The sequence below is a fragment of the Streptomyces sp. NBC_01716 genome, assembly GCF_036248275.1.
Taxonomy (GTDB): Bacteria; Actinomycetota; Actinomycetes; order Streptomycetales; family Streptomycetaceae; genus Streptomyces.
Window position 1 is genome coordinate 1,775,232 of sequence record NZ_CP109181.1, and the last position, 18,490, is coordinate 1,793,721.

Below are 18,490 nucleotides of genomic sequence, written 5' to 3' on the forward strand. Positions count from 1 at the left end.
GTCCTCCCACCGCGGCGGACACCGCAGGCGCGCCCTGCCGGGCCACCTCCGTGCACGGATGTCCTCAAACGCCGGACGGGCTGGGTGCGCTGCCCGCCCACCTCGGGCGAACCGGCCGCCCGCGTCCGCCCATGCCGGCGGACGCCGCTGGTGTCCTCCTCGCCGGACGGCTCTGTTCGGACCGGGCGGGCCCGTTTCACGGGGTGGGCCCCCCGGCCGGGCGGGAGTCTTCAGCCCGTCCGGCGTTTGAGGACAACCCCGCTCCGGCGGTCGGATTCCCCGGACGGCCGACCACCCCAGCCCGTCCGGCGATTGAGGACGCCCCCGCCCGGCAGGGCGAGGGCGTCGCTGGCGTAGCGCTTACAGTTGGGGACCGTGTCAGCCTCCTCCGCCAAACCGGTGTCCGCCGCTCCCGTGAGCGGGCCGGTCTCGCTGTGTGCGCGGGAGCCGCGGGTCGATGCCGGGCGGCTGGTCGCCGAGATGGTGCCGCCGCCGCGCTTCGACTCCGTGCGGTTCGCGACGTACGTCCCCGACCCGGGCCGGCCCGGCCAGGCCGAGGCCGTCACCGTCCTGAGCGCGTTCGCCGCCGGACTCGGTCACGGCAGGGGCCAGGAGGGCAAGCGGCGCTGGTTCGGCCGGAGGCCCCAGGCAGCCACCGGCCCCCGCGGTGTGTACCTCGACGGCGGTTACGGCGTCGGCAAGACCCACCTCCTCGCCTCCCTCTGGCACGCCGCCCCGGCCGCCCCCGAGGAGAAGGCGTTCGGCACCTTCGTGGAGCTGACGAACCTCGTCGGCGCGCTCGGTTTCCAGCAGACCGTACGGACCCTCGGCGGCCACCGGCTGCTCTGCATCGACGAGTTCGAGCTGGACGACCCGGGCGACACCGTCCTCGTATCGACCCTGCTGAGCCGACTCGTCGAAGCGGGCGTGGCGCTCGCCGCCACCTCCAACACCCTGCCCGGCAAGCTCGGCGAGGGCCGCTTCGCCGCCGCGGACTTCATGCGGGAGATCCAGGGGCTCTCCGCGCGCTTCCGCCCCCTGCGTATCGACGGCGACGACTACCGGCACCGGGGACTGCCCGAGGCGCCCGCCCCGCTCACCACCGAGCAGGTGACACGCGCCGCGCACGCGACCGCGCGCTCGACCGGGGCCGGCACCGCCAGCCTGGACGACTTCCCCTCTCTCCTCGCCCACCTCGCCACCGTCCACCCCAGCCGCTACGGCGCGCTGACGGAGGGGCTGCGGGTCGCCTGCTTCACGGACGTGGGCCCGGTGCCCGACCAGTCGACGGCGCTGCGTCTCGTCGTCCTGGCCGACCGGCTGTACGACCGGGAGATACCGGTTCTCGCCTCCGGGCTGCCCTTCGACCGGCTGTTCGGCGAAGAGATGTTGAACGGCGGCTACCGGAAGAAGTACTTCCGCGCGATCTCCCGTCTCACTGCCCTGGCACGCGACGCGAAGAACGTGATCGCCGAGTAAGTTCGGAGCCGTAATGAAGTGCGGTGCGTGAGGTGCGTTCGATCAGCTCCCGCGTGCCCGATACAGAAGGGTTCCCATCACCATGGCTACCACGCGCCAGGCACACACCGTCTGGGAAGGCGACCTCCTCAAGGGCAGTGGCGTCGTCACCTTCGACTCCTCCGGCATCGCCGACCAGCCGGTTTCCTGGGCCTCCCGCGCCGAGCAGGCGAACGGCAAGACCAGCCCGGAGGAGCTGATCGCCGCCGCTCACTCCAGCTGCTTCTCGATGGCCCTGTCCAACGGTCTCGCCAAGGCCGGCACCCCGCCGACCAAGCTGAACACCCAGGCCGACGTCACGCTGGTGCCCGGCACCGGCATCACCGGCATCCACATCACCGTGCAGGGTGAGGTCGAGGGGATCGACGAGGCGGACTTCGTCAAGGCCGCCGAGGACGCGAAGGCCAACTGCCCGGTCAGCCAGGCGCTCGCGGGCACGAGCATCACGCTCACCGCTTCGCTCGCCTGAGCGGCGAGTCTCCTCCGATCAGCACGTCACCTCCGATCAGCGGGTCTCCTCTGATCAGCTGATCTCTCAGGACACATCAGGCCCAGTGGCCCGCACAGTTCACGTGTGCACGACACCCGTGATACACCGTGCGGGTCACGTCTCTGTCCGCCAACAGGGAGTTGCCTTCTATGTCCGCAACACGACGTCAGGTTCTGGCCACCGGAGCATCGGTGGCGGGAATCGCATTCACCGGAGCGGTGTCGGAGTTGTTCGCCGGCACCGCTGTCGCACAGGAAGTGGGACGCAGCGGCTACGGCCCGCTCGTCCCCGACCCCGACGGCCTGCTGGATCTGCCGAAGGGTTTCCGTTACCGCGTCCTGTCCAGAACGGGCGACGCGCTCCGTTCGGGAGAGGGTGAAGTCCCCAGCAATCCCGACGGTATGGCCGCCTTCGCCGGCCGGCGAGGCCGCGTCCATCTGGTCCGTAACCACGAGAACCGCGCCAACGGCAAGATCGGCGTACCGACCGTCGACGGCCTGACCTACGACCCGATGGGCAAGGGCGGCTGTACGGCGCTCGAACTCGACGGGCGGAACCACGTACTCGGCGAACGCGTCGCCATCGCCGGTACCGCCGTCAACTGCGCGGGCGGGCCCACCCCTTGGGGCACCTGGCTGACCTGCGAGGAGACCGAGGACAAGGCCGGCACGAACGGTTACACCAAGGACCACGGCTTCATCTTCGAGGTCGACGGCGCCGATCCGCACCGCAGCGGAGCCGTACCGCTGAAGGCGATGGGCCGCTTCCAGCACGAGGCGATCGCGATCGACCCGCGTGAGGGCGTCGTGTACGAGACGGAGGACGCGTTCGACAGGCCCTTCGGGCTCTTCTACCGCTTCCTGCCCGACAAGCCCCTCGGCGGCCACGGCTCGCTGCGCGCGGGCGGCACGCTGGAGGCCATGCGCGTCCCCGGTGTACCCGACCTGTCGGTCGTCCAGGAGCCGGGCACGGCCTTCGACCGTATCGAGTGGGTACCGGTCCCGGACCCGCAGGCGAAGGAGACGCCCATCCGGCTCCAGGACTTCGGCAAGAAGGGCATCACCCACGCCCAGAAGCTGGAGGGCTGTTACTGGGGCGACCGGTCCGTCTACTTCGTGTCGAGCTTCGCGAAGAGCGCGGAGGGCTCGGCGGCCGACCACTTCGGACAGGTGTGGAAGTACGAGCCGCATCGGCGTCGGCTCACACTGGTGGTCGCCTTCGGCCCGGACACCGACATCCAACTGCCCGGCGAATCCCCGGACAACATCTGCCTCGCGCCCAGCGGCGGCCTGATGGTGTGTGAGGACGGCGGTGGCGCGCAGCATGTGTACGGGCTGACGCGCGGCGGCGAGCTCTACGAGATGGCGCGCGGGGCGGAGAACATCGGGACGCCCGAGGAGCCGGAGTGGGGTGAGTTCGCGGGAGTCACGTTCGCACCGGACGGCGGGACGATGTATGTGAACTGCTACACCCCGGGTACGACGTTCGCGATCACGGGACCCTGGCGCTAGTAGCGTCTTGAAGGTCGCCGGACGGGCCGTTCGTGGCCCGTCCGGCGACCGACCGGGGTCATGCCCGGTCAGTGGTCGCTTCCGGCCTCCAGGCCGTTGTCGCCCACGCCGACGCCGCTGCCGTCATCGACGCCGCTGCCGTCGTCGCCGGCCCCCGCACCGCCGTCCTCGGCGGCACCACCGGCGTCACCGGCGCCGCCCTCTTCACCCGCGCCGCCCGCGCCGATCTCCGCGCCCACCGCGGCCAGCGCCGTCGAGACCGGCTGGAAGAACGTCTCGCCTCCCGACGTGCAGTCGCCGCTGCCGCCCGACGTCAGGCCGATCGCCGTACCGTCCGCCGTGAACAGCGGGCCGCCGCTGTCGCCGGGCTCCGCGCAGACGTTGGTCTGGATGAGACCGCTGACGGAGCCCTCCGCGTAGTTCACGGTGGCGCCCAGACCGGTGACCGAACCGTCGGCGAGCCCGGTGGTGCTGCCCATCCGGACGACCTCCAGGCCCACCGCGGCCTCGCCCGCCTGTCCGATCGGCAGGGTCTGCCCGTCGCCGAGGTCCACCTCGCTGGGCGCGGCGGTGGCCGGGTCGTCGTACGTCACGAGCGCGAAGTCCCCGTCGCCGGGGAACGTCGCGGCCTGGACCGTACCGACAGCCGCGCCGTTCTGCTCCTCGGACCACTGCTCGGCCGCGACACCGCAGTGCCCGGCGGTGAGGAACCCGGGTGTGCCGTCCTGCGTAAGGACGTTGAAGCCGAGCGAACAGCGGGCCCCGCCGCCGAAGATGGCGTCGCCGCCTTCCAGGAACGGTTTGAACTCGCCCGCCGACTTCTGGATACGGGCCATACCGTCGCCCAGCGAGGCCACGGTCGACTCCAGCGTGTCCCAGCGGTCACCGGTGACCGTCGTGTCGGCGGTGACGAGGATCTGGTTGGTCCGGGGGTCAACGGCCCACGCGGTGCCAGGAATGGTGGCGTCCCGGCTCAACGTGCCTGTGGCCGACCGGAGTTCGCCCATGCTGTTCTCGACGCTTCTCGCCACGGCACCGGCGTCGCGCACCCGCGCGGTCGAGTCGCCGTCACTGTCGCCGCCGTCCGCGACATTCACCACGACCTGCTTCTTCTGCGCGTCGTAGTACGCCCCCGCGTACTCGTCGCCGAGCTGTGAGGACAGCCGCGCGACGAGTTCCGGCGCCGAAGCGGCGCTGACCGTTCGCGCGTTCTGCCCGGAGCCGCCGCCCGCACCGTCGTCCGTGCCGGACTGTGACGCGTTGGCGTTCGGCAGCAGGATGGCCGCAGCCGCGACACCCACCGCCCCGGCTCCCGCGAGAACGGCCTTGCTCTTGGATATTCGCCTGTGACTCAACTCGTCGCCTCCTGTGGGGGATTACGGAGTCCGACCCCTTGATACGGGCGATACGGGAGTTGCGTTCAACGGGCGCGACAGACGACCGGCGAACAACACGTGAGGGGCCGGCCGGACAGCGGTCCGGCCGGCCCCTCACCTGCCACGAACTGACGACTGATCAGCCGCTGATCTCGATCTTCTTGTTGTTCTCCGACGCCTCGACCGGCTCCGCCGAACTCGTACGCTCCGAAAGGTTCTTGAGCAGCGCGGCGATGTCGACGCCGGTGGTCGACGTGAGCAGTTCCATGCCCTGTGCGACGTTGTCGGTGACCGTACGCGAGAGCTGGCTCGCGCCGTCCGTGGAGATGACCGTCAGCTTGTCCACGGCGCTCAGCGGCTCGGCCGCCTTGCCCACGACGGCGGGCAGCACCTCGACGAGCATCTGGAGCACGGCCGCGTCGCCGTACTGCCGATATGCGTCCGCCTTCTTCTGCATCGCCCCGGCCTCCGCCGTACCGCGCGCCGCGATGGCGTCGGCCTCCGCCTCACCCTCGATCCGTACGGCCTCGGCCAGCGCCGCGCGACGCAGCTTCTCGCCCTCACCGGTGAGCCGCGACCGCTCGGCGTCCGCCTCGGCCTCCTTGACCAGCGCGATCCTGCGGGCCTCCGCCTCCTGCTCGGCCTGGTAGCGGGCGGCGTCGGCCGGCTTACGCACCTTGGTGTCCAGCTGACGGTCCGTCAGTGCCGCCTGACGCTGCGCCACCTTCTCCTGCTCGCCGAGGACTTCCTGCTGGCGCGCGGCCTCGGCGAGCGGTCCTGCCGCGTTCGCCTTTGCCTTGGCCGCCTCGGTCTCGACCTTGATCTCGGCCTGCTTCAGATAGAAGGTCCGCTCGGCCACCGCGATCTCCTCGGCGGCCTTGAGCCTGGCCTGCTCGGAGGCCCGCTTGGCGATCGCCTCGGCGATGTCCGCCTCCTGGCGGGCGCGAGCGGCCTCGGGCCTGCCCAGGTCCTCCAGGTACGAGCCCTCGGTGGTGATGTCCTGGATCTGGAAGGCGTCCAGGATCAGGCCCTGCCCGGACAGGCTCGCCTCGGCCTCCTCGGCGACCTGTCCGGCGAAGGCGGCGCGGTCGCGGATGATGTCCTCGACGGCCATCCGGCCGACGATGGCGCGCAGCGCACCGGAGAGCACTTCCTGGGTGAAGCCGACGATGCCCTTCTGCTGCCGCAGGAAGCGCTGGGCGGCGGCGCGGATGGCGTCCTCGTTGCCGCCGACCTTGACGATGGCGACACCTTCGAGATGCGCCTTGACGCCGCGCAGGGTCACCGCGCCCCGTACGGCGACCGGGATGTGCCTGCTGGACAGGTCGAGCGTGAACTTCTGCTGGACGAAGGGGACGACGAAGACGCCGCCGCCCACCACGACCTTTTGGCCACTGTTGTCGGTGCTGACCCGGCCGGTGACAGGGTCGGTGGACGACTTGCCCCGGCGGCCGGTGATGATGAAGGCCTCGCTGGGGCCCGCGACCTTGTAGCGGGTGATGACGACGAGAGCGAGCAGGACGAGAAGTACGACGACTCCCGCCACCGCGATGATCACTGGACTCATATGGGTGCCCCCCTGTTGACGTACGAGCTGTCGGCGTCGCACATGAGGGACGCCCACAGCTGAGCGGTGGTTCGGTATTCCGGCGCTTCAGCGCTTCGATGTTCCGGCGGTGGGGATCAGCGCTCGACGGGGCGGACGCCGACCGAGGTGGACGACAGCGTCGACTCCACCCAGACCTCGGCGCCGCGCGCCAGCGGCACCGTGCTCTTCGCGGCGAACTTCACCGGCTGGCCCGCCACCCGGAGCATCACCTCGCCGTAGCCGTCGACCGGGATGGCCGTGACCACGGACCCCGACGTGCCGAGGAGATCCGCTCCCCGTGGCGTGGCGTCGGTCTGCTCGCGCATCAGCACCCGGCTGAGTTTCCAGGCCAGCCAGCCGGTGACGGCACCGGCGACGGCGCCCGCGGCGATGGCGGGGCCGACCCCGAGGTCGGTCGTACCGAGCACGATCGCGCCGCCGAACCCCAGCATCGCGACGAATCCCGCGACGACGGGCAGCGACAGCAGGCCCGCGAACAGACCGTCGAGCACTCCGCCGAACAGGCCCTCGAAGATCCCGTCGAAGATCAGCGCCACGGCGAGCAGAACAACGCCCGCGATACCGAGACCGAGAAACACATCCATGGGTCGCCCCTCCCCCGGCTCCCGCCGGTCCCCCTCGAACCCCTGAACCCTTGAATGGGAGAAGAATTTTCTCACGGTCCGTCACGGCAGAGCAGTGCCCGGTTCCGGCAATCTTTGAGTGCCGAAACCGCAGGATGAACATTTAGTCCTATATTTTTCCTTTATGCCCACATACGTACCGAGACTGCTGCCCCTCGCCCTGCTGGGAACCGTCATCGCGGGATGCGCCGGCGACACCGATACGCGGCTGGCCCCCGCCCCGTCGACCAGACCCACGACGCACCAGCCGGCCGGGCCGGAACGCCCGGCGACCACGCCGGTCTTCCTCCGCGCCGCGGACCCCCCGGGCAAGACCCGTGCCAGTACGGCCGCCAAGACCGTCGCGCTCACCTTCGACGCCGACATGACGGCCGACCAGGGCGCCCGCGCGGCCCGCGGCGAGCGCTTCGACAACCCGACGCTGATCTCGTCGCTGCGCCGCCTCGAAGTCCCCTCGACGATCTTCATGACGGGCCGGTGGGCGGAGGAGTACCCGTTCCAGGCGAGAGAGATCGGCTCGGACCCCCTGTTCGAGGTCGCGAACCACTCGTACAGCCATCACTCCTTCACGGCCGGGTGCCACGGGCTGCCGGTGCTTCCCAAGAAGGACATGGCCGCCGACGTGGAGCGGGCCTTCCGCGCGTTCCGTGAGGCGGGGGTGCGCCAGGTGGTGCCGTACTTCCGCTTTCCCGGCGGCTGTTACGACCAGTCGGCGCTGCGGACCCTGGCCCCGGCGGGCCTGACGGCGGTCCAGTGGGACGTCGTCAGCGGCGACGCCTTCGCCACGGACGCGGACGCGGTGGCGGAACAGGTAATCGCCGAGGTACGGCCGGGCTCGCTGGTGGTCATGCACTGCACGACGAGCGCGGCACCGGTGACGGACGAGGCGGTCCGGATGATCGTCCCGGCGCTGCGCGAGCGCGGCTACCGCTTCGTCAAGGTGTCGGACCTGATGAAGGGCTGACGCGGCGCGGGCCCCGCCGCCAGGGGCCGCCGACACCGCGGCGGCGGCCCACTCCTCGCGGCTCCACGCGTTCGGTCAGCTTCCGGACGTCTTCGGCGGCGTCAGCTCGCTCGGCCGGACGATGACGAAACCCTCGCCCTGGAGCATCAGTTGGACGGCCTCGCCGGAACCGCCGCGGATCATCGAGCCGACGGACTGCGAGCGGTGCAGCGAGGTGCCCAGCTGGGCGCTCCAGCCGACGACGGCGTCCGTGTCGACGTACACCGGCGCCTGAGCGGTGACGGGGATGACGATGGGGGTGCCCTCGCAGATGACGGCGAGCTTCCCGTAGCCGGTGAAGAGGCTGTTGAAGAGGCCGCCGCCGGTCATGCCCGCGCCCTTCACCGTCTTGATCTCGTAGGAGAGGGTGGAGTCGAAACAGAGGACGTTGCGGCCGTTGACGGTGAGCGCGTCGCCCTGGTCGATGTCGACGATGAAGCAGTTGTTCGCCTCGTGCGCGAACCACGCCTCGCCCTGGCCCTTGACTGCCATCAGCGGCAGCCCCTCGCCGGTGACGGCGCGCTTGAACATTCCGCCGATGCCCTGGCCCTTGCGTTCGAACTGGAGATTGCCCCGGAAGGCGATCATCGACCCCTGACGGGCGTGCATCTCACCGTTGACGGCGTATTTGACGGATTTGGCGTTCTGGAGGCTCATCCCGGGAGTCGTGGCCTGCTGCGCCATGTTCTCGCTGGCAAAGAGATCGCTTTTCATGTCGAGCATGGTCACCCGGAGGCGACGGTTCCGCCAACAGAACGGCGAGCCGGGGCTGGCACACTTGCCAGGTGAGCATCGACAACACCTCCGGCAGCGCGTCCGACAGCCCGTTCCGGCATGAGCTGACCGCGCGCGACGAGGCCCCGCAGTTCGTCCTGCCGCTGGTGGTACGGATCGAGAGGGCCGCGCCGCCGACCCGTACCGACGCGCTGGAGGCCGCCGCCCGCGCCGTACTCGTCATGCTCGCCGACGAGCGGTCGAACGGGGACGGCGAGTGGGCGCGGGCGATGCGGGACTGGCAGGACGCCCGGATCCGCAAGGTGGTGCGCAGGGCGCGCGGCTCGGAGTGGCGGAAGGCGTCGCAGCTGCCGGGGATCACGGTGACCGGCCCCGAGGAGACGGGCCCCGAGGGCGCGGCCGAGCCGGCCGAGGGCGCCGCCTTCGCCCGGTACGCGGAGGTACGGGTCTTCCCGCCGGTCCCGCTGGACGGCTGGCCCAAGGAGCTGGCGAAGCTCCAGGTCTCCGGCACCGACCTGGCCGATCCCGAGGAGCCGCCGGCCGCCGACCTCTCCGCCCCCGTGCTCTGGCTCAGTCCCGACGTCGGCATGTCGGCGGGCAAGGCGATGGCCCAGGCCGGCCACGGCGCGCAGCTCGCGTGGTGGGAACTGTCGGAGACGGAGCGCAAGGCGTGGCAGGAGGCCGGGTTCCCTCTCTCCGTACGTACTCCGGACGCCGCGCGCTGGCGCCAACTGACCATCAGCGGGCTGCCGTTGGTCCGTGATGCCGGTTTCACGGAAATCGCGCCCGGGTCGAGCACGGTGGTCGCCGATCATCCCGCGCTGCGGCGTTGAACACTCCCGTTCCGGGATTCGTATCTCCCAATACCGCTAAGTAGGTTGAACGACCGGCCAGCGAACGGTTGATTCTGCGGTGGTACGCGGTGGTAGTACATCGGCCCGGGAGAACACTTTGTTGCGACGTATCAATGGCACGGCACTCATCATCGCGGCACTCGTCGCGACGGTCGGGGCGCTCGCCTTTCCTGTCTGGTCGTACGCCGACCGGTCCGGCACGGGGGAGGCGAATCTCGCGGCGTCGAGCGTGTCGACCCAGTGGGGTCCGCTCTCGGCGACGGACCGCGACTTCCTGGTGAAGGTGCGGCTCGCGGGGCTGTGGGAGCTGCCCGCCGGGCAGCAGGCGATCGAGCGTGCCCCGAGCCAGGCCATCAAGGACGCGGGTGACCATCTCGTCGTCGGCCACACCGATCTCGACGCCCGTTCGCGCGACGTGGCGGCGAAGCTCGGTGTCGCGCTGCCGAACCAGCCCAACGACCAGCAGCAGGGCTGGCTCAGGGAGTTGTCGGCGGCCACGGGTGCCGAGTACGACCGGAAGTTCGCGAACCTTCTGCGTAACGCGCACGGCAAGGTGTTCGCGCTGATAGCCGAGGTCAGACATACGACCAGAAACACCCTGATACGGCAGCTGGCGACCGATGCCAACCAGACGGTGCTCGACCACATCACCATGCTGGAGGCCACGGGGCTCGTCGACTTCGACAGCATCGCGCGGGAGGCGGCGGGCACCAAGACCGCCAGTCCCACGGGTCCGCCGCCGCCGAACGGCAATCTGCCGCCGTCGCCGCCCGCCGCGTCGCCGACCGGGGACAGCTCCTTCACCTCCCGGCCCTCCACGCAGCCGGGCGCGCCGACCGCCGTCAACACCAACCGTCCGGAGCCGAGCATCAAGGCGACGCCGTGAATCCTGCCCCCTCCGCCACCTGAGGCGGGAACCTCAAATGATGCTCTGAACGTCCCTTTCTCTGGATTCACCGGCGCCCGGCGGGGCCATTACCCCTGAACCGGCACTCGCCGAGGCACGGAGGAGGGGGAGATTCATGAGCCACACGCCACAACTGGGGAACCCGGCGGAACTGGGGATCGGCATCGGCTGGCGGCCCGAGATCGCGGAGGCGGTGGAGGCGCTGCCCGGTATCGACTGGGTCGAGGCCGTCGCCGAGAACGTCTGCGCCGACCATCTCCCCGACTCGCTCCTCCGGCTCCGCGCACGCGGGGTCACCGTCGTCCCGCACGGCGTCTCCCTCGGCCTGGGGGGCGCCGAGCGGCCCGACGCCCGGCGGCTGGCCGATCTGGCGGAGCGGGCCGAGGCGCTCGGCTCGCCGCTGATCACCGAACACATCGCCTTCGTACGGGCCGGCGGCCCGCTCACCGCCTCCCCCGCTCTGCAAGCCGGCCATCTGCTGCCGGTCCCCCGCACCAAGGACGCGCTGCGGGTGCTGTGCGAGAACGTACGGATCGCGCAGGACTCCCTGCCGGTGCCGCTCGCGGTGGAGAACATCGCCGCGCTGATCAACTGGCCGGACGAGGAGATGACGGAGGGTCAGTTCCTGGCGGAACTGGTGGACCGCACGGGCGTACGCCTGCTGATCGACGTCGCGAACCTCCACACCAACCACGTCAACCGCGGCGAGGACCCGGCGAAGGCGCTCGACGAACTGCCGGTGGAGGCGATCGCGTACGTCCATGTCGCTGGTGGCATGGAACGCGACGGCGTCTGGCACGACACCCACGCCCACCCGGTGACGGCCCCGGTGCTCGACGTCCTCGCGGAGCTGCGCTCCCGGGTGTCCCCGCCGGGAGTCCTCCTGGAACGTGACGACAACTTCCCGCCCCCGGCGGAACTGGCGGCGGAACTGATGACGATCCGCGAAACGCTCCGGGGCCCGGGGCCAACCTCTGTGCGGAATAAGGGGGTTGCTCCCACGCCCCGCTCTTCGGCGCAGGCGCAGCCCGAAGAGCAGCCCACCGATCGGGCTCGGGAGCGGCTGGCTCTCGCGCAGGTCGCTCTGTTGTCCGCCCTCGTCGCCGGGACTCCCGCGCCCGAGGGGTTCGACTCTCGGCGGCTGGGGGTGCAGAGCCGGGCGCTTGCCGGGAAGCGGGCCGAGGTGGTCGCGAAGGTGGCGCCCGAATTGCCGGGGATCCTCGGGGGCGGCTATCGCGCCGCGTTCCTCGCGTACGCCAAGTCCCGGCCCATGCACGCCGGTTACCGGCGTGACGCGCTCGACTTCGCCGAGCATCTGCTCATCGCCGACCTGCCCGAGGACGCGGCGGCGCGGCGTGAGCTGACGCGATGGTGGCGGGACCGGGCCGGGGCGCGCCCGCCGGGGCGGGCGACGCGTATCGCACGGGTGGCCCGTTCCGTACTCGTGGGGCGGTGACCGGCCATGGACCTGCTTTCAGCCATTTTCCAGATCGCCATCGGTCTGTCCGTCGTCTCGCTGATCGTCGGAGTGGTCAGCCTGCGCTCACGCGGCGGCAGCCCTCAGATCAACAGCCTCATGGACGCCGCCTTCCTCGGCGGCGGTCCGGGCCGGGTCGCCGAGACCGCCCTCGTCGCGATGCACGCGGACGGGCGGCTGGGCATCGGCGGACCCGGCATCGTCGCCGTGTACAGCAATGTCGCGCGTGACCCGGTGGAGCACGCCGTCCTCCAGGAACACGCCCGCGCGCCGCACGGCGCCCTGCACTCGCTGCGCCTGGCGGTGATGCGCAGCCGCGCCGTCCAGGACGTCGGCGACTCCCTCGCGGTGCGGGGTCTGCTGATCCCGGCCGCGAAGTCCCGCCTCTGGGTGTACTGGGGGCTGACCCAGGCGATCCTCTGCGTGCCGCTCATACCGCTGACCATCGTCATGCTGGTGAGTTCCGGCTCGCCGGCGGTCATCCCGACCCTGCCGCTCGCGTTCATCGGGTTCTTCTCCGGTGTCTTCTGCGCCGTGCTGGCCAGGCGCCGGCTGACCGCCGCCGGGGTCAAGGCGCGGGCCGGATTCCGTACGGCGTACACGCACATCACCACGCCGGCCCATCTGGTCGCCCTGGACGGGGCGTCGGCTCTCCCGGACACGCTGTTGCGGGAGCAGCTCATGGTCGCGACGCTCATGCGGCCGGGGCGTGACTTCCAGCCGGACTCGCATCTGGCCGCCGTGACGGTGGAGTGGTGCGCGAGCGCGGGCTTCGGGGACGGCGGTTCGGGCGGCTCCGGCTCCGGCGGGTGCGGGGCCTCGGGAGGCGGGGGCTGCGGCAGCTCCGGAGGGTCGGGCTGCGGGGGCGGTTCCGGCGGCGGGGGCGGCTGCGGAGGGGGAGGGGGCGGCGGAGGCTGCGGAGGGGGCGGCGGCGGGGGCTGACCGGCGCCCCCGCGGGCCCCCGCGCACGGAGCACGCCCCGTCCGATCCCGCACCCCGAACGGGCCTATTGAGTGACTGTATGACGCATCGGAGTCACACGCTCCGACACCGCTCACAGATCCTTTACCTGCCTCAGGCACCGGAGATGATCGCCTTCCCCACCGCGGCACGCCTGAAGGGAAAGCGATGAGAGCAGTTGCGAAGTACGGGGCCCTGGCCACCCTCGGCTCCTTGGTCCTGTCCACCCTCTCCGCCGCCCCGGCGGGCGGCGCGGACTTCGCCGGCGCCTCGTCGGAGGAGCGCGGCACGGTCGTCGCCGCCAAGCGCGCCGCCGCCGCCGGAATCACGTTCCGTACGTGCCCCAAGGCCGAGATGCTGCCCGCTCCTCTCACCTGCGGCACCGTCGAGGTCCCCCTCGACTACGCTCGGCCGGACGGCGAGCGGATCCGGCTCACCGTCAGCCGTGTGAAGGCGTCCGGCAAGACGGGCGCGGCGGGCGGCGACGGCAAGGCCGTGGAGACCGTCGCGCGCCAGGGCGCCCTCGTCTACAACCCCGGCGGCCCCGGCGCCTCCAGCATGGCCTTCCCGCTGGCGGCCGGCCTGCCCGAGTGGAAGCGGATCGCGGCGGCGTACGACGTCGTCGGCTACGCCCCGCGCGGCGTCGGCCGCTCCGCGCCGCTGTCCTGCCAGCAGCCCGCGGACTTCGCGAAGGCCCCCACCCTCGCGCCGACGCACCCCTCGGAGTCGTACAAGAGGGAGCGGATCTCCCGCGCGAAGGCGTACGCCCAGGGCTGCGCCCGCAACGGGGGACACGCCCTGCGCCACTACACGTCGCTGAACAACGCCCGCGACCTCGACGTTCTGCGGGCCGCCCTCGGCGAGAAGAAGCTGACCTTCATGGGCGCCTCCTACGGAACGTACTTCGGCGCGCTCTACGCCTCGCTCTTCCCTTCCCACGTGCGCCGGATGGTCTTCGACTCGGCCGTCAACCCGGACCCGGACCAGATCTGGTACCGCAACAACCTCGACCAGTCCCTCGCCTTCGAGGAGCGCTGGGCCGACTTCCGGGCCTGGGTCGCCAAGCACGACGCGACGTACCACCTCGGTGTCACGCCCGAGGAGGTGCAGCGCAGTTACGAGCGCGTACGGGCGTCGGTCGCGCTCAAGGCGGCCGGCGGCAAGGTCGGGCCCGGCGAGCTGCACGCGACGATGCTCGGGGCGGGCTACTACGACGACTACTGGGCGATGCGCGCGACGGCGCTCTCGGAGTTCCTGAAGGGCAACACGAAGCCCCTGCTCGACCAGGCCACCCCGCGGCCGGCCGCCGCCGTCGACAACGAGAACGGCAACGCCGTCTACACGGCCGTGGAGTGCAACGACGCGCCGTGGCCGACGGACTGGAAGGTGTGGGACCGCGACAACACGGAACTCGCCGCGCGGGCCCCGTTCGAGACGTGGGACAACGCGTGGATGAATCTGCCGTGCGCGTTCTGGTCGGCCCCGCGCCAGCGGCCCGTCGACATCCGCACCGCTCCCGGTGCGCTGCCGCCGACGCTTATCCTGGCCGCCGAGCGGGACGCGGCGACGCCGTATCCGGGGGCGCTGGAGCTGCAACGGCGCCTGTCCGGTGCGGCGTTGGTGACCGAGCGCGACGCGGGCACGCACGGCATCGCGGGCGGCCCCAACGCGTGCGTCAACGACCACGTGGAGGCGTATCTGCTGGCCGGAAAGACGCCGGGGGAGCACGCGGAGTGCAAACCGCACGCGGAGCCCAACCCGGTGTCGCTGGAAGAGGACGAGACCCGCTCCGAGCTGCGGCGGAGGCTGAACCCGGGCGCTCAACTCTGAGTGCGTGAAGGCGAAGGCCCTGCCCACCGCGGATGCGCGGTGGGCAGGGCCTTCGCCTTACCCGTCGGTCAGTCAGGGATCAGGCCGCGTCCAGCTCCGCCACCTCGGCGGGCGTGAGTTCGAGCTCGGCGGCACCGACCGAGTCGGTGATGGTCTCGGGCCGGCTGGAGCCCGGGATCGGCACCACGACGGGCGACTTCGCCAGCATCCAGGCCAGGCAGACACGCTGCGGGCTCACTCCGTGAGCCTCGGCGACGCGGTTGAACGCGCCGAAGGACGTGCCGAGTCCGGCCGCGTTCCTGATGCCGCCGAACGGGCTCCACGGCAGGAACGCGATCCCCAGCTCCGTACAGAGGTCGAGCTCCGGCTCGCTGGAACGGAACGCCGGCGAGAACTGGTTCTGTACGGAGACGAGCCGGCCGCCCAGGATCTCGTTGGCCGCGCGGATCCGCTCCGGGTCGGCGTTGGATATGCCGGCCTGCTGGATCTTGCCCTCGTCGAGCAGCTCACGCAGGGCGCCGACGGACTCCTCGTACGGCACCTTCGGGTCGGGGCGGTGGAACTGGTACAGCCCGATCGACTCCACCCCGAGCCTGCGGAGCGACTCCTCGCAGGCACGTTTGATGTACTCCGGCGAGCCGTTCAGCGTCCAGGAACCGTCGCCGGGCCGCAGATGACCGCCCTTGGTGGCCACCAGGACCTCGCCGCCCGCGCTGTGTGAGGCCAGCGCCTTGGCTATCAGGGACTCGTTGTGGCCCACGTCGGTGGCGAGCAGATGGTAGGCGTCCGCCGTGTCGATGAATGTCACGCCGGCGTCCAGCGCCGCGTGGATGGTGGCGACGGAACGGGCCTCGTCGGGCCGTCCCTCGATCGACATCGGCATTCCGCCCAGCCCGATGGAGCTGACTTCGACGGTGCCGATACGACGAGTCTTCATGGTGTGACGCACTCCTTGCCGCTGCTGCGACCGGCCGGTTCCGGCGGGCCTCGGACAGTCTCGCTCCCTCCCCGACAGGGCGTCCAATAGAAGAAAACGAACGCATTGAGCGCTCCGGCTTCTCAATGCGCCCGGTACACGGAACGGTCTCGCTTAGGCTGATTCCGTGGAACTCCGTCATCTTGAGTACTTCGTCGCCGTCGCGGAAGAGCGGCACTTCACGAGGGCCGCGCAGCGACTGCTGGTCTCCCAGTCGGGCCTCTCGGCGTCCGTGCGCGCGCTGGAACGCGAGCTGGGCGCCGCGCTCTTCGTGCGGTCCACGCGCAGGGTGGAGCTGACCGGCGCGGGGCGCGCGCTGCTCGTGGAGGCCTCGCGCGCGCTGGCGAGCGTACGGGCGGGCAAGGAGGCAGTCGCCGCCGTACAGGGGCTGATGCGCGGCACGCTGTCGGTCGGCACCGAGCAGTGCGTCACCGGCGTGCACGTCCCCGGTCTGCTCGCGCGCTTCCGGTCCGAGCACCCCGATGTCGAGATACGGCTGAAGCAGGCGGGCTCCGCGTCACTCGTGGACGACGTCGCGGAGGGACGGCTGGACCTGGCGTTCGTCGTCGTGGCCGGGGCCGTACCGGAGGGGGTGCGGCTGGTCCGGCTGGCGGGCGAGCCGATGGTGCTGCTCTGCCACCCCGGTCACCGGCTCGCGGGGGCGGCCGAGGCGCGGTGGGCCGATCTGGCCGACGAGGTCTTCGTGGACTTCCACCAGGACTGGGGAGCCCGTGGCCTCACGGACCGGGCTTTCGACGCCGTGGACGTGGAGCGGCGGGTCGCCCTGGAGGTCAACGATGTCCACAGCCTGATCGAGTTGGTCGGGGAGGGCCTCGGCGTCGCCGTGGTGCCCCGCCCGGTCGCCCGCAAGGACCACGCGGCCGGGCTCAGTACGGTGCCGCTGGCCGGGGCGGAGAGCGGCCTCTGGGAGGTCTCGGCGGCCGTCCCGGAAGAAGGCCGCACCGGCCCCGCGGCGCGCAAGCTGCTCTCGTACCTGACAGACCCGGGGGCGTACGAGATGCCGGAAAGTGCGTGCGGCGCTAGGGCCGCAGCAGCCACCCCCTGATGAAGGCGGCCTGGCCGACGTGCTGGAGGTCGTCGGAGATGACGCTGACCAGCCGCACGCCGAGGGTCACGGCCGGGGTCCAGGTCCGGTCCACGACGCGTGCGTAGTCGGCGTCCTCAAGGGTCCTGATGTACGTGACGGTCTGCTCGTGGACGGCGTCGTGGTACTCCGCCAGTGCCTCCCCCGTGACGCCGCCGACCGCCGCCACGTCCTTGGGCGAGTGTCCGTATCCCGTGGCGTGCCGCGAGAAGGGCAGTTCGAACCTGCCCGTCCAGTTCTGTGCGATCCACACCTCGTCCGTCCCGGCGGCATCGGCGAGGTGATCGTCCTGGATCCGGGTGAGGTGCCAGACCAGCCAGGCGATCGAGTTCGCCCCCTCGTCGATGCGGACGGCGAGCGCCTCCGGGGAGAGTCCGTCGACCACCTCGTGGACGTTCTGACGGATACGGTCGAAGGCGTCGATGAGCAGGTCACCGCTCGTGGTCATGGCACGCTCCACTTCTGTACGTCCCGATCCCGCGCGTTCCGCCGCAGTGGGGGACCCGGGTCCCCGCCAACGCTCCGGGCCCACCGGTCGCGACCGGCGAAGCGCGGGCGAGTACGGGGAAAAAATGGCGCATTCCCCCGTTGTTCACCGCGTCTGCCGCCGGTCGGCGACCGGTGCGACCCGGAGCCGGACCCGGTGTCGCTGGACGAGAGGTCCGGCCGCGGGCTGCCGCCGGTCGTCTGATCTTCCGGGTGGGACGGCCGGGCCACCCGGGGGCGGCCCGGCCGTCATGCGGTTGTGCGATCACGCTACGCGGACCACGGTCCGCGCCTGTGGATCAGGCGTGGTCAGGCGAGTCCGTCGACCAGGTCCGCGACCGACTTCCGGCGGCCCGTGTAGAACGGCACTTCTTCCCGTACGTACAGCCGCGCCTGCGAACCCCGCAGATGACGCATCAGGTCGACGATCCGGTCCAGTTCGTCGGCCTCGAAGGCGAGAATCCACTCGTAGTCACCGAGCGAGAAGGATGACACGGTGTTGGCGCGGACGTCCGGATATCCACGGGCCATCTTTCCGTGATCGGCGAGCATCGTACGGCGCTCGTCGTCGGGCAGCAGATACCAGTCGTACGAGCGCACGAAGGGGTAGACGCTCACCCACTCGCGCGGCGTCTCGTCGGCCAGGAACGCGGGCACGTGCGACTTGTTGAACTCGGCGGGGCGGTGCAGCGCCATGTTCGACCAGACCGGGTCGAGCGTCCGGCCGAGCCGGGTGCGGCGGAAGAGGTTGTACGCGCCCTGGAGCTCGTCCGCGGTGCCGGCGTGCCACCAGATCATCAGGTCGGCGTCGGCGCGCAGTCCGGACACGTCGTACGTGCCGCGGACGGTGATGTCCTTGGCGGCGAGCTGGTCGAACAGCTCCTGGACCTCGTCGGCGTAACCGGCCCGGTCCTCCGGCAGCAGATCGCGCAGCTTGAAGACGGACCACAGCGTGTAGCGGATCACGTCGTTGAGGTCCTTGGCCTTCTTGCCCGCGTTGGGGGTCTTGTCTGGTGCGGAAGTCATACGG

Annotated in this window: 17 protein-coding genes; 10 read left to right on the forward strand and 7 right to left on the reverse strand. The window is 71.0% G+C overall.

Features of this window, described 5'->3' with window-relative positions; genetic code table 11:
* The first annotated feature begins 375 nt into the window (after positions 1-375).
* From zapE to OIE74_RS07685, 3 genes are all read left to right on the forward strand, one after another.
* Positions 376-1,479 (forward strand): cell division protein ZapE, encoded by a 1,104-nt coding sequence (gene zapE / locus OIE74_RS07675; protein ID WP_329379837.1) that lies wholly within the window; start codon positions 376-378, stop codon positions 1,477-1,479.
* 82 nt (positions 1,480-1,561) lie between these two features.
* Positions 1,562-1,987 carry an OsmC family protein gene (locus tag OIE74_RS07680; protein WP_329379839.1) on the forward strand — a complete coding sequence of 142 codons (426 nt, stop codon included), beginning with the start codon at positions 1,562-1,564 and terminating at the stop codon, positions 1,985-1,987.
* 170 nt (positions 1,988-2,157) lie between these two features.
* Complete coding sequence (locus OIE74_RS07685) at positions 2,158-3,519, forward strand: alkaline phosphatase PhoX (protein ID WP_329379843.1); 1,362 nt, start codon at positions 2,158-2,160, stop codon at positions 3,517-3,519.
* A gap of 68 nt (positions 3,520-3,587) precedes the next feature.
* Here OIE74_RS07685 and OIE74_RS07690 read toward each other — a convergent pair whose 3' ends face one another.
* The 3 genes from OIE74_RS07690 to OIE74_RS07700 all read right to left on the reverse strand — a co-directional run bounded on the left by OIE74_RS07690 (position 3,588) and on the right by OIE74_RS07700 (position 7,088).
* Positions 3,588-4,874, reverse strand: a complete 1,287-nt coding sequence (locus OIE74_RS07690; RefSeq protein ID WP_329379846.1) for a S1 family peptidase — start codon at positions 4,872-4,874, stop codon at positions 3,588-3,590.
* 160 nt (positions 4,875-5,034) lie between these two features.
* On the reverse strand, positions 5,035-6,462 hold the full coding sequence (locus OIE74_RS07695; protein ID WP_329379849.1) for a flotillin family protein: 1,428 nt from the start codon (positions 6,460-6,462) through the stop codon (positions 5,035-5,037).
* Positions 6,463-6,578: 116 nt separating this feature from the next.
* A complete protein-coding gene (locus OIE74_RS07700; protein WP_329379851.1) occupies positions 6,579-7,088 on the reverse strand; it encodes a hypothetical protein in 510 nt (169 codons plus the stop codon).
* A 163-nt stretch (positions 7,089-7,251) separates the two neighbouring features.
* Here OIE74_RS07700 and OIE74_RS07705 point away from each other — a divergent pair, with 163 nt between their 5' ends.
* A complete protein-coding gene (locus OIE74_RS07705; protein WP_329379853.1) occupies positions 7,252-8,091 on the forward strand; it encodes a polysaccharide deacetylase family protein in 840 nt (279 codons plus the stop codon).
* A gap of 75 nt (positions 8,092-8,166) precedes the next feature.
* Here OIE74_RS07705 and OIE74_RS07710 read toward each other — a convergent pair whose 3' ends face one another.
* Positions 8,167-8,844: an AIM24 family protein gene (locus tag OIE74_RS07710; RefSeq protein ID WP_329379856.1), complete on the reverse strand. Its 678-nt coding sequence runs from the start codon at positions 8,842-8,844 to the stop codon at positions 8,167-8,169.
* A 71-nt stretch (positions 8,845-8,915) separates the two neighbouring features.
* Between OIE74_RS07710 and OIE74_RS07715 the strand changes: the two genes are divergently transcribed.
* The 5 genes from OIE74_RS07715 (at position 8,916) to OIE74_RS07735 (ending at position 14,893) form a co-directional block, all read left to right on the forward strand.
* Positions 8,916-9,698, forward strand: coding sequence for a peptidyl-tRNA hydrolase (locus OIE74_RS07715; protein ID WP_443076053.1), 783 nt, complete (start codon positions 8,916-8,918; stop codon positions 9,696-9,698).
* Positions 9,699-9,819: 121 nt separating this feature from the next.
* Positions 9,820-10,605 carry a DUF4142 domain-containing protein gene (locus tag OIE74_RS07720; protein ID WP_329379859.1) on the forward strand — a complete coding sequence of 262 codons (786 nt, stop codon included), beginning with the start codon at positions 9,820-9,822 and terminating at the stop codon, positions 10,603-10,605.
* Between the two features lie 136 nt (positions 10,606-10,741).
* Positions 10,742-12,082, forward strand: a complete 1,341-nt coding sequence (locus OIE74_RS07725) for a DUF692 domain-containing protein (protein ID WP_329379862.1) — start codon at positions 10,742-10,744, stop codon at positions 12,080-12,082.
* 6 nt (positions 12,083-12,088) lie between these two features.
* Positions 12,089-13,045 (forward strand): TIGR04222 domain-containing membrane protein, encoded by a 957-nt coding sequence (locus OIE74_RS07730; RefSeq protein ID WP_329379865.1) that lies wholly within the window; start codon positions 12,089-12,091, stop codon positions 13,043-13,045.
* Between the two features lie 186 nt (positions 13,046-13,231).
* Positions 13,232-14,893, forward strand: coding sequence for an alpha/beta hydrolase (locus OIE74_RS07735; RefSeq protein ID WP_329379868.1), 1,662 nt, complete (start codon positions 13,232-13,234; stop codon positions 14,891-14,893).
* A 79-nt stretch (positions 14,894-14,972) separates the two neighbouring features.
* On the opposite strand, the gene OIE74_RS07740 is transcribed toward OIE74_RS07735, so the two are convergent.
* Positions 14,973-15,830 carry an aldo/keto reductase gene (locus OIE74_RS07740; RefSeq protein ID WP_329379871.1) on the reverse strand — a complete coding sequence of 286 codons (858 nt, stop codon included), beginning with the start codon at positions 15,828-15,830 and terminating at the stop codon, positions 14,973-14,975.
* Positions 15,831-15,996: 166 nt separating this feature from the next.
* Here OIE74_RS07740 and OIE74_RS07745 point away from each other — a divergent pair, with 166 nt between their 5' ends.
* Complete coding sequence (locus OIE74_RS07745; RefSeq protein ID WP_329379874.1) at positions 15,997-16,935, forward strand: LysR family transcriptional regulator; 939 nt, start codon at positions 15,997-15,999, stop codon at positions 16,933-16,935.
* On the opposite strand, the gene OIE74_RS07750 is transcribed toward OIE74_RS07745, so the two are convergent.
* Positions 16,910-17,422 (reverse strand): mycothiol transferase, encoded by a 513-nt coding sequence (locus OIE74_RS07750; protein WP_329379877.1) that lies wholly within the window; start codon positions 17,420-17,422, stop codon positions 16,910-16,912. The two genes, OIE74_RS07745 and OIE74_RS07750, sit on opposite strands and share 26 nt — an antisense overlap.
* A gap of 347 nt (positions 17,423-17,769) precedes the next feature.
* Positions 17,770-18,486, reverse strand: coding sequence for a hydrogen peroxide-dependent heme synthase (gene hemQ, locus OIE74_RS07755; protein ID WP_329379879.1), 717 nt, complete (start codon positions 18,484-18,486; stop codon positions 17,770-17,772).
* Between the last annotated feature and the right edge of the window lie 4 nt (positions 18,487-18,490).

Coding starts and splice junctions, on each gene's coding strand:
- OIE74_RS07700 (WP_329379851.1), bottom strand. CDS start 7,088: ATGGATGTGTTTCTCGGTCTCGGTATCGCGGGCGTTGTTCTGCTCGCC.
- OIE74_RS07725 (WP_329379862.1), top strand. CDS start 10,742: ATGAGCCACACGCCACAACTGGGGAACCCGGCGGAACTGGGGATCGGC.
- hemQ (WP_329379879.1), bottom strand. CDS start 18,486: ATGACTTCCGCACCAGACAAGACCCCCAACGCGGGCAAGAAGGCCAAG.
- OIE74_RS07730 (WP_329379865.1), top strand. CDS start 12,089: ATGGACCTGCTTTCAGCCATTTTCCAGATCGCCATCGGTCTGTCCGTC.
- OIE74_RS07680 (WP_329379839.1), top strand. CDS start 1,562: ATGGCTACCACGCGCCAGGCACACACCGTCTGGGAAGGCGACCTCCTC.
- OIE74_RS07685 (WP_329379843.1), top strand. CDS start 2,158: ATGTCCGCAACACGACGTCAGGTTCTGGCCACCGGAGCATCGGTGGCG.
- OIE74_RS07740 (WP_329379871.1), bottom strand. CDS start 15,830: ATGAAGACTCGTCGTATCGGCACCGTCGAAGTCAGCTCCATCGGGCTG.
- OIE74_RS07705 (WP_329379853.1), top strand. CDS start 7,252: ATGCCCACATACGTACCGAGACTGCTGCCCCTCGCCCTGCTGGGAACC.
- OIE74_RS07735 (WP_329379868.1), top strand. CDS start 13,232: ATGAGAGCAGTTGCGAAGTACGGGGCCCTGGCCACCCTCGGCTCCTTG.
- OIE74_RS07710 (WP_329379856.1), bottom strand. CDS start 8,844: ATGAAAAGCGATCTCTTTGCCAGCGAGAACATGGCGCAGCAGGCCACG.
- OIE74_RS07695 (WP_329379849.1), bottom strand. CDS start 6,462: ATGAGTCCAGTGATCATCGCGGTGGCGGGAGTCGTCGTACTTCTCGTC.
- OIE74_RS07750 (WP_329379877.1), bottom strand. CDS start 17,422: ATGACCACGAGCGGTGACCTGCTCATCGACGCCTTCGACCGTATCCGT.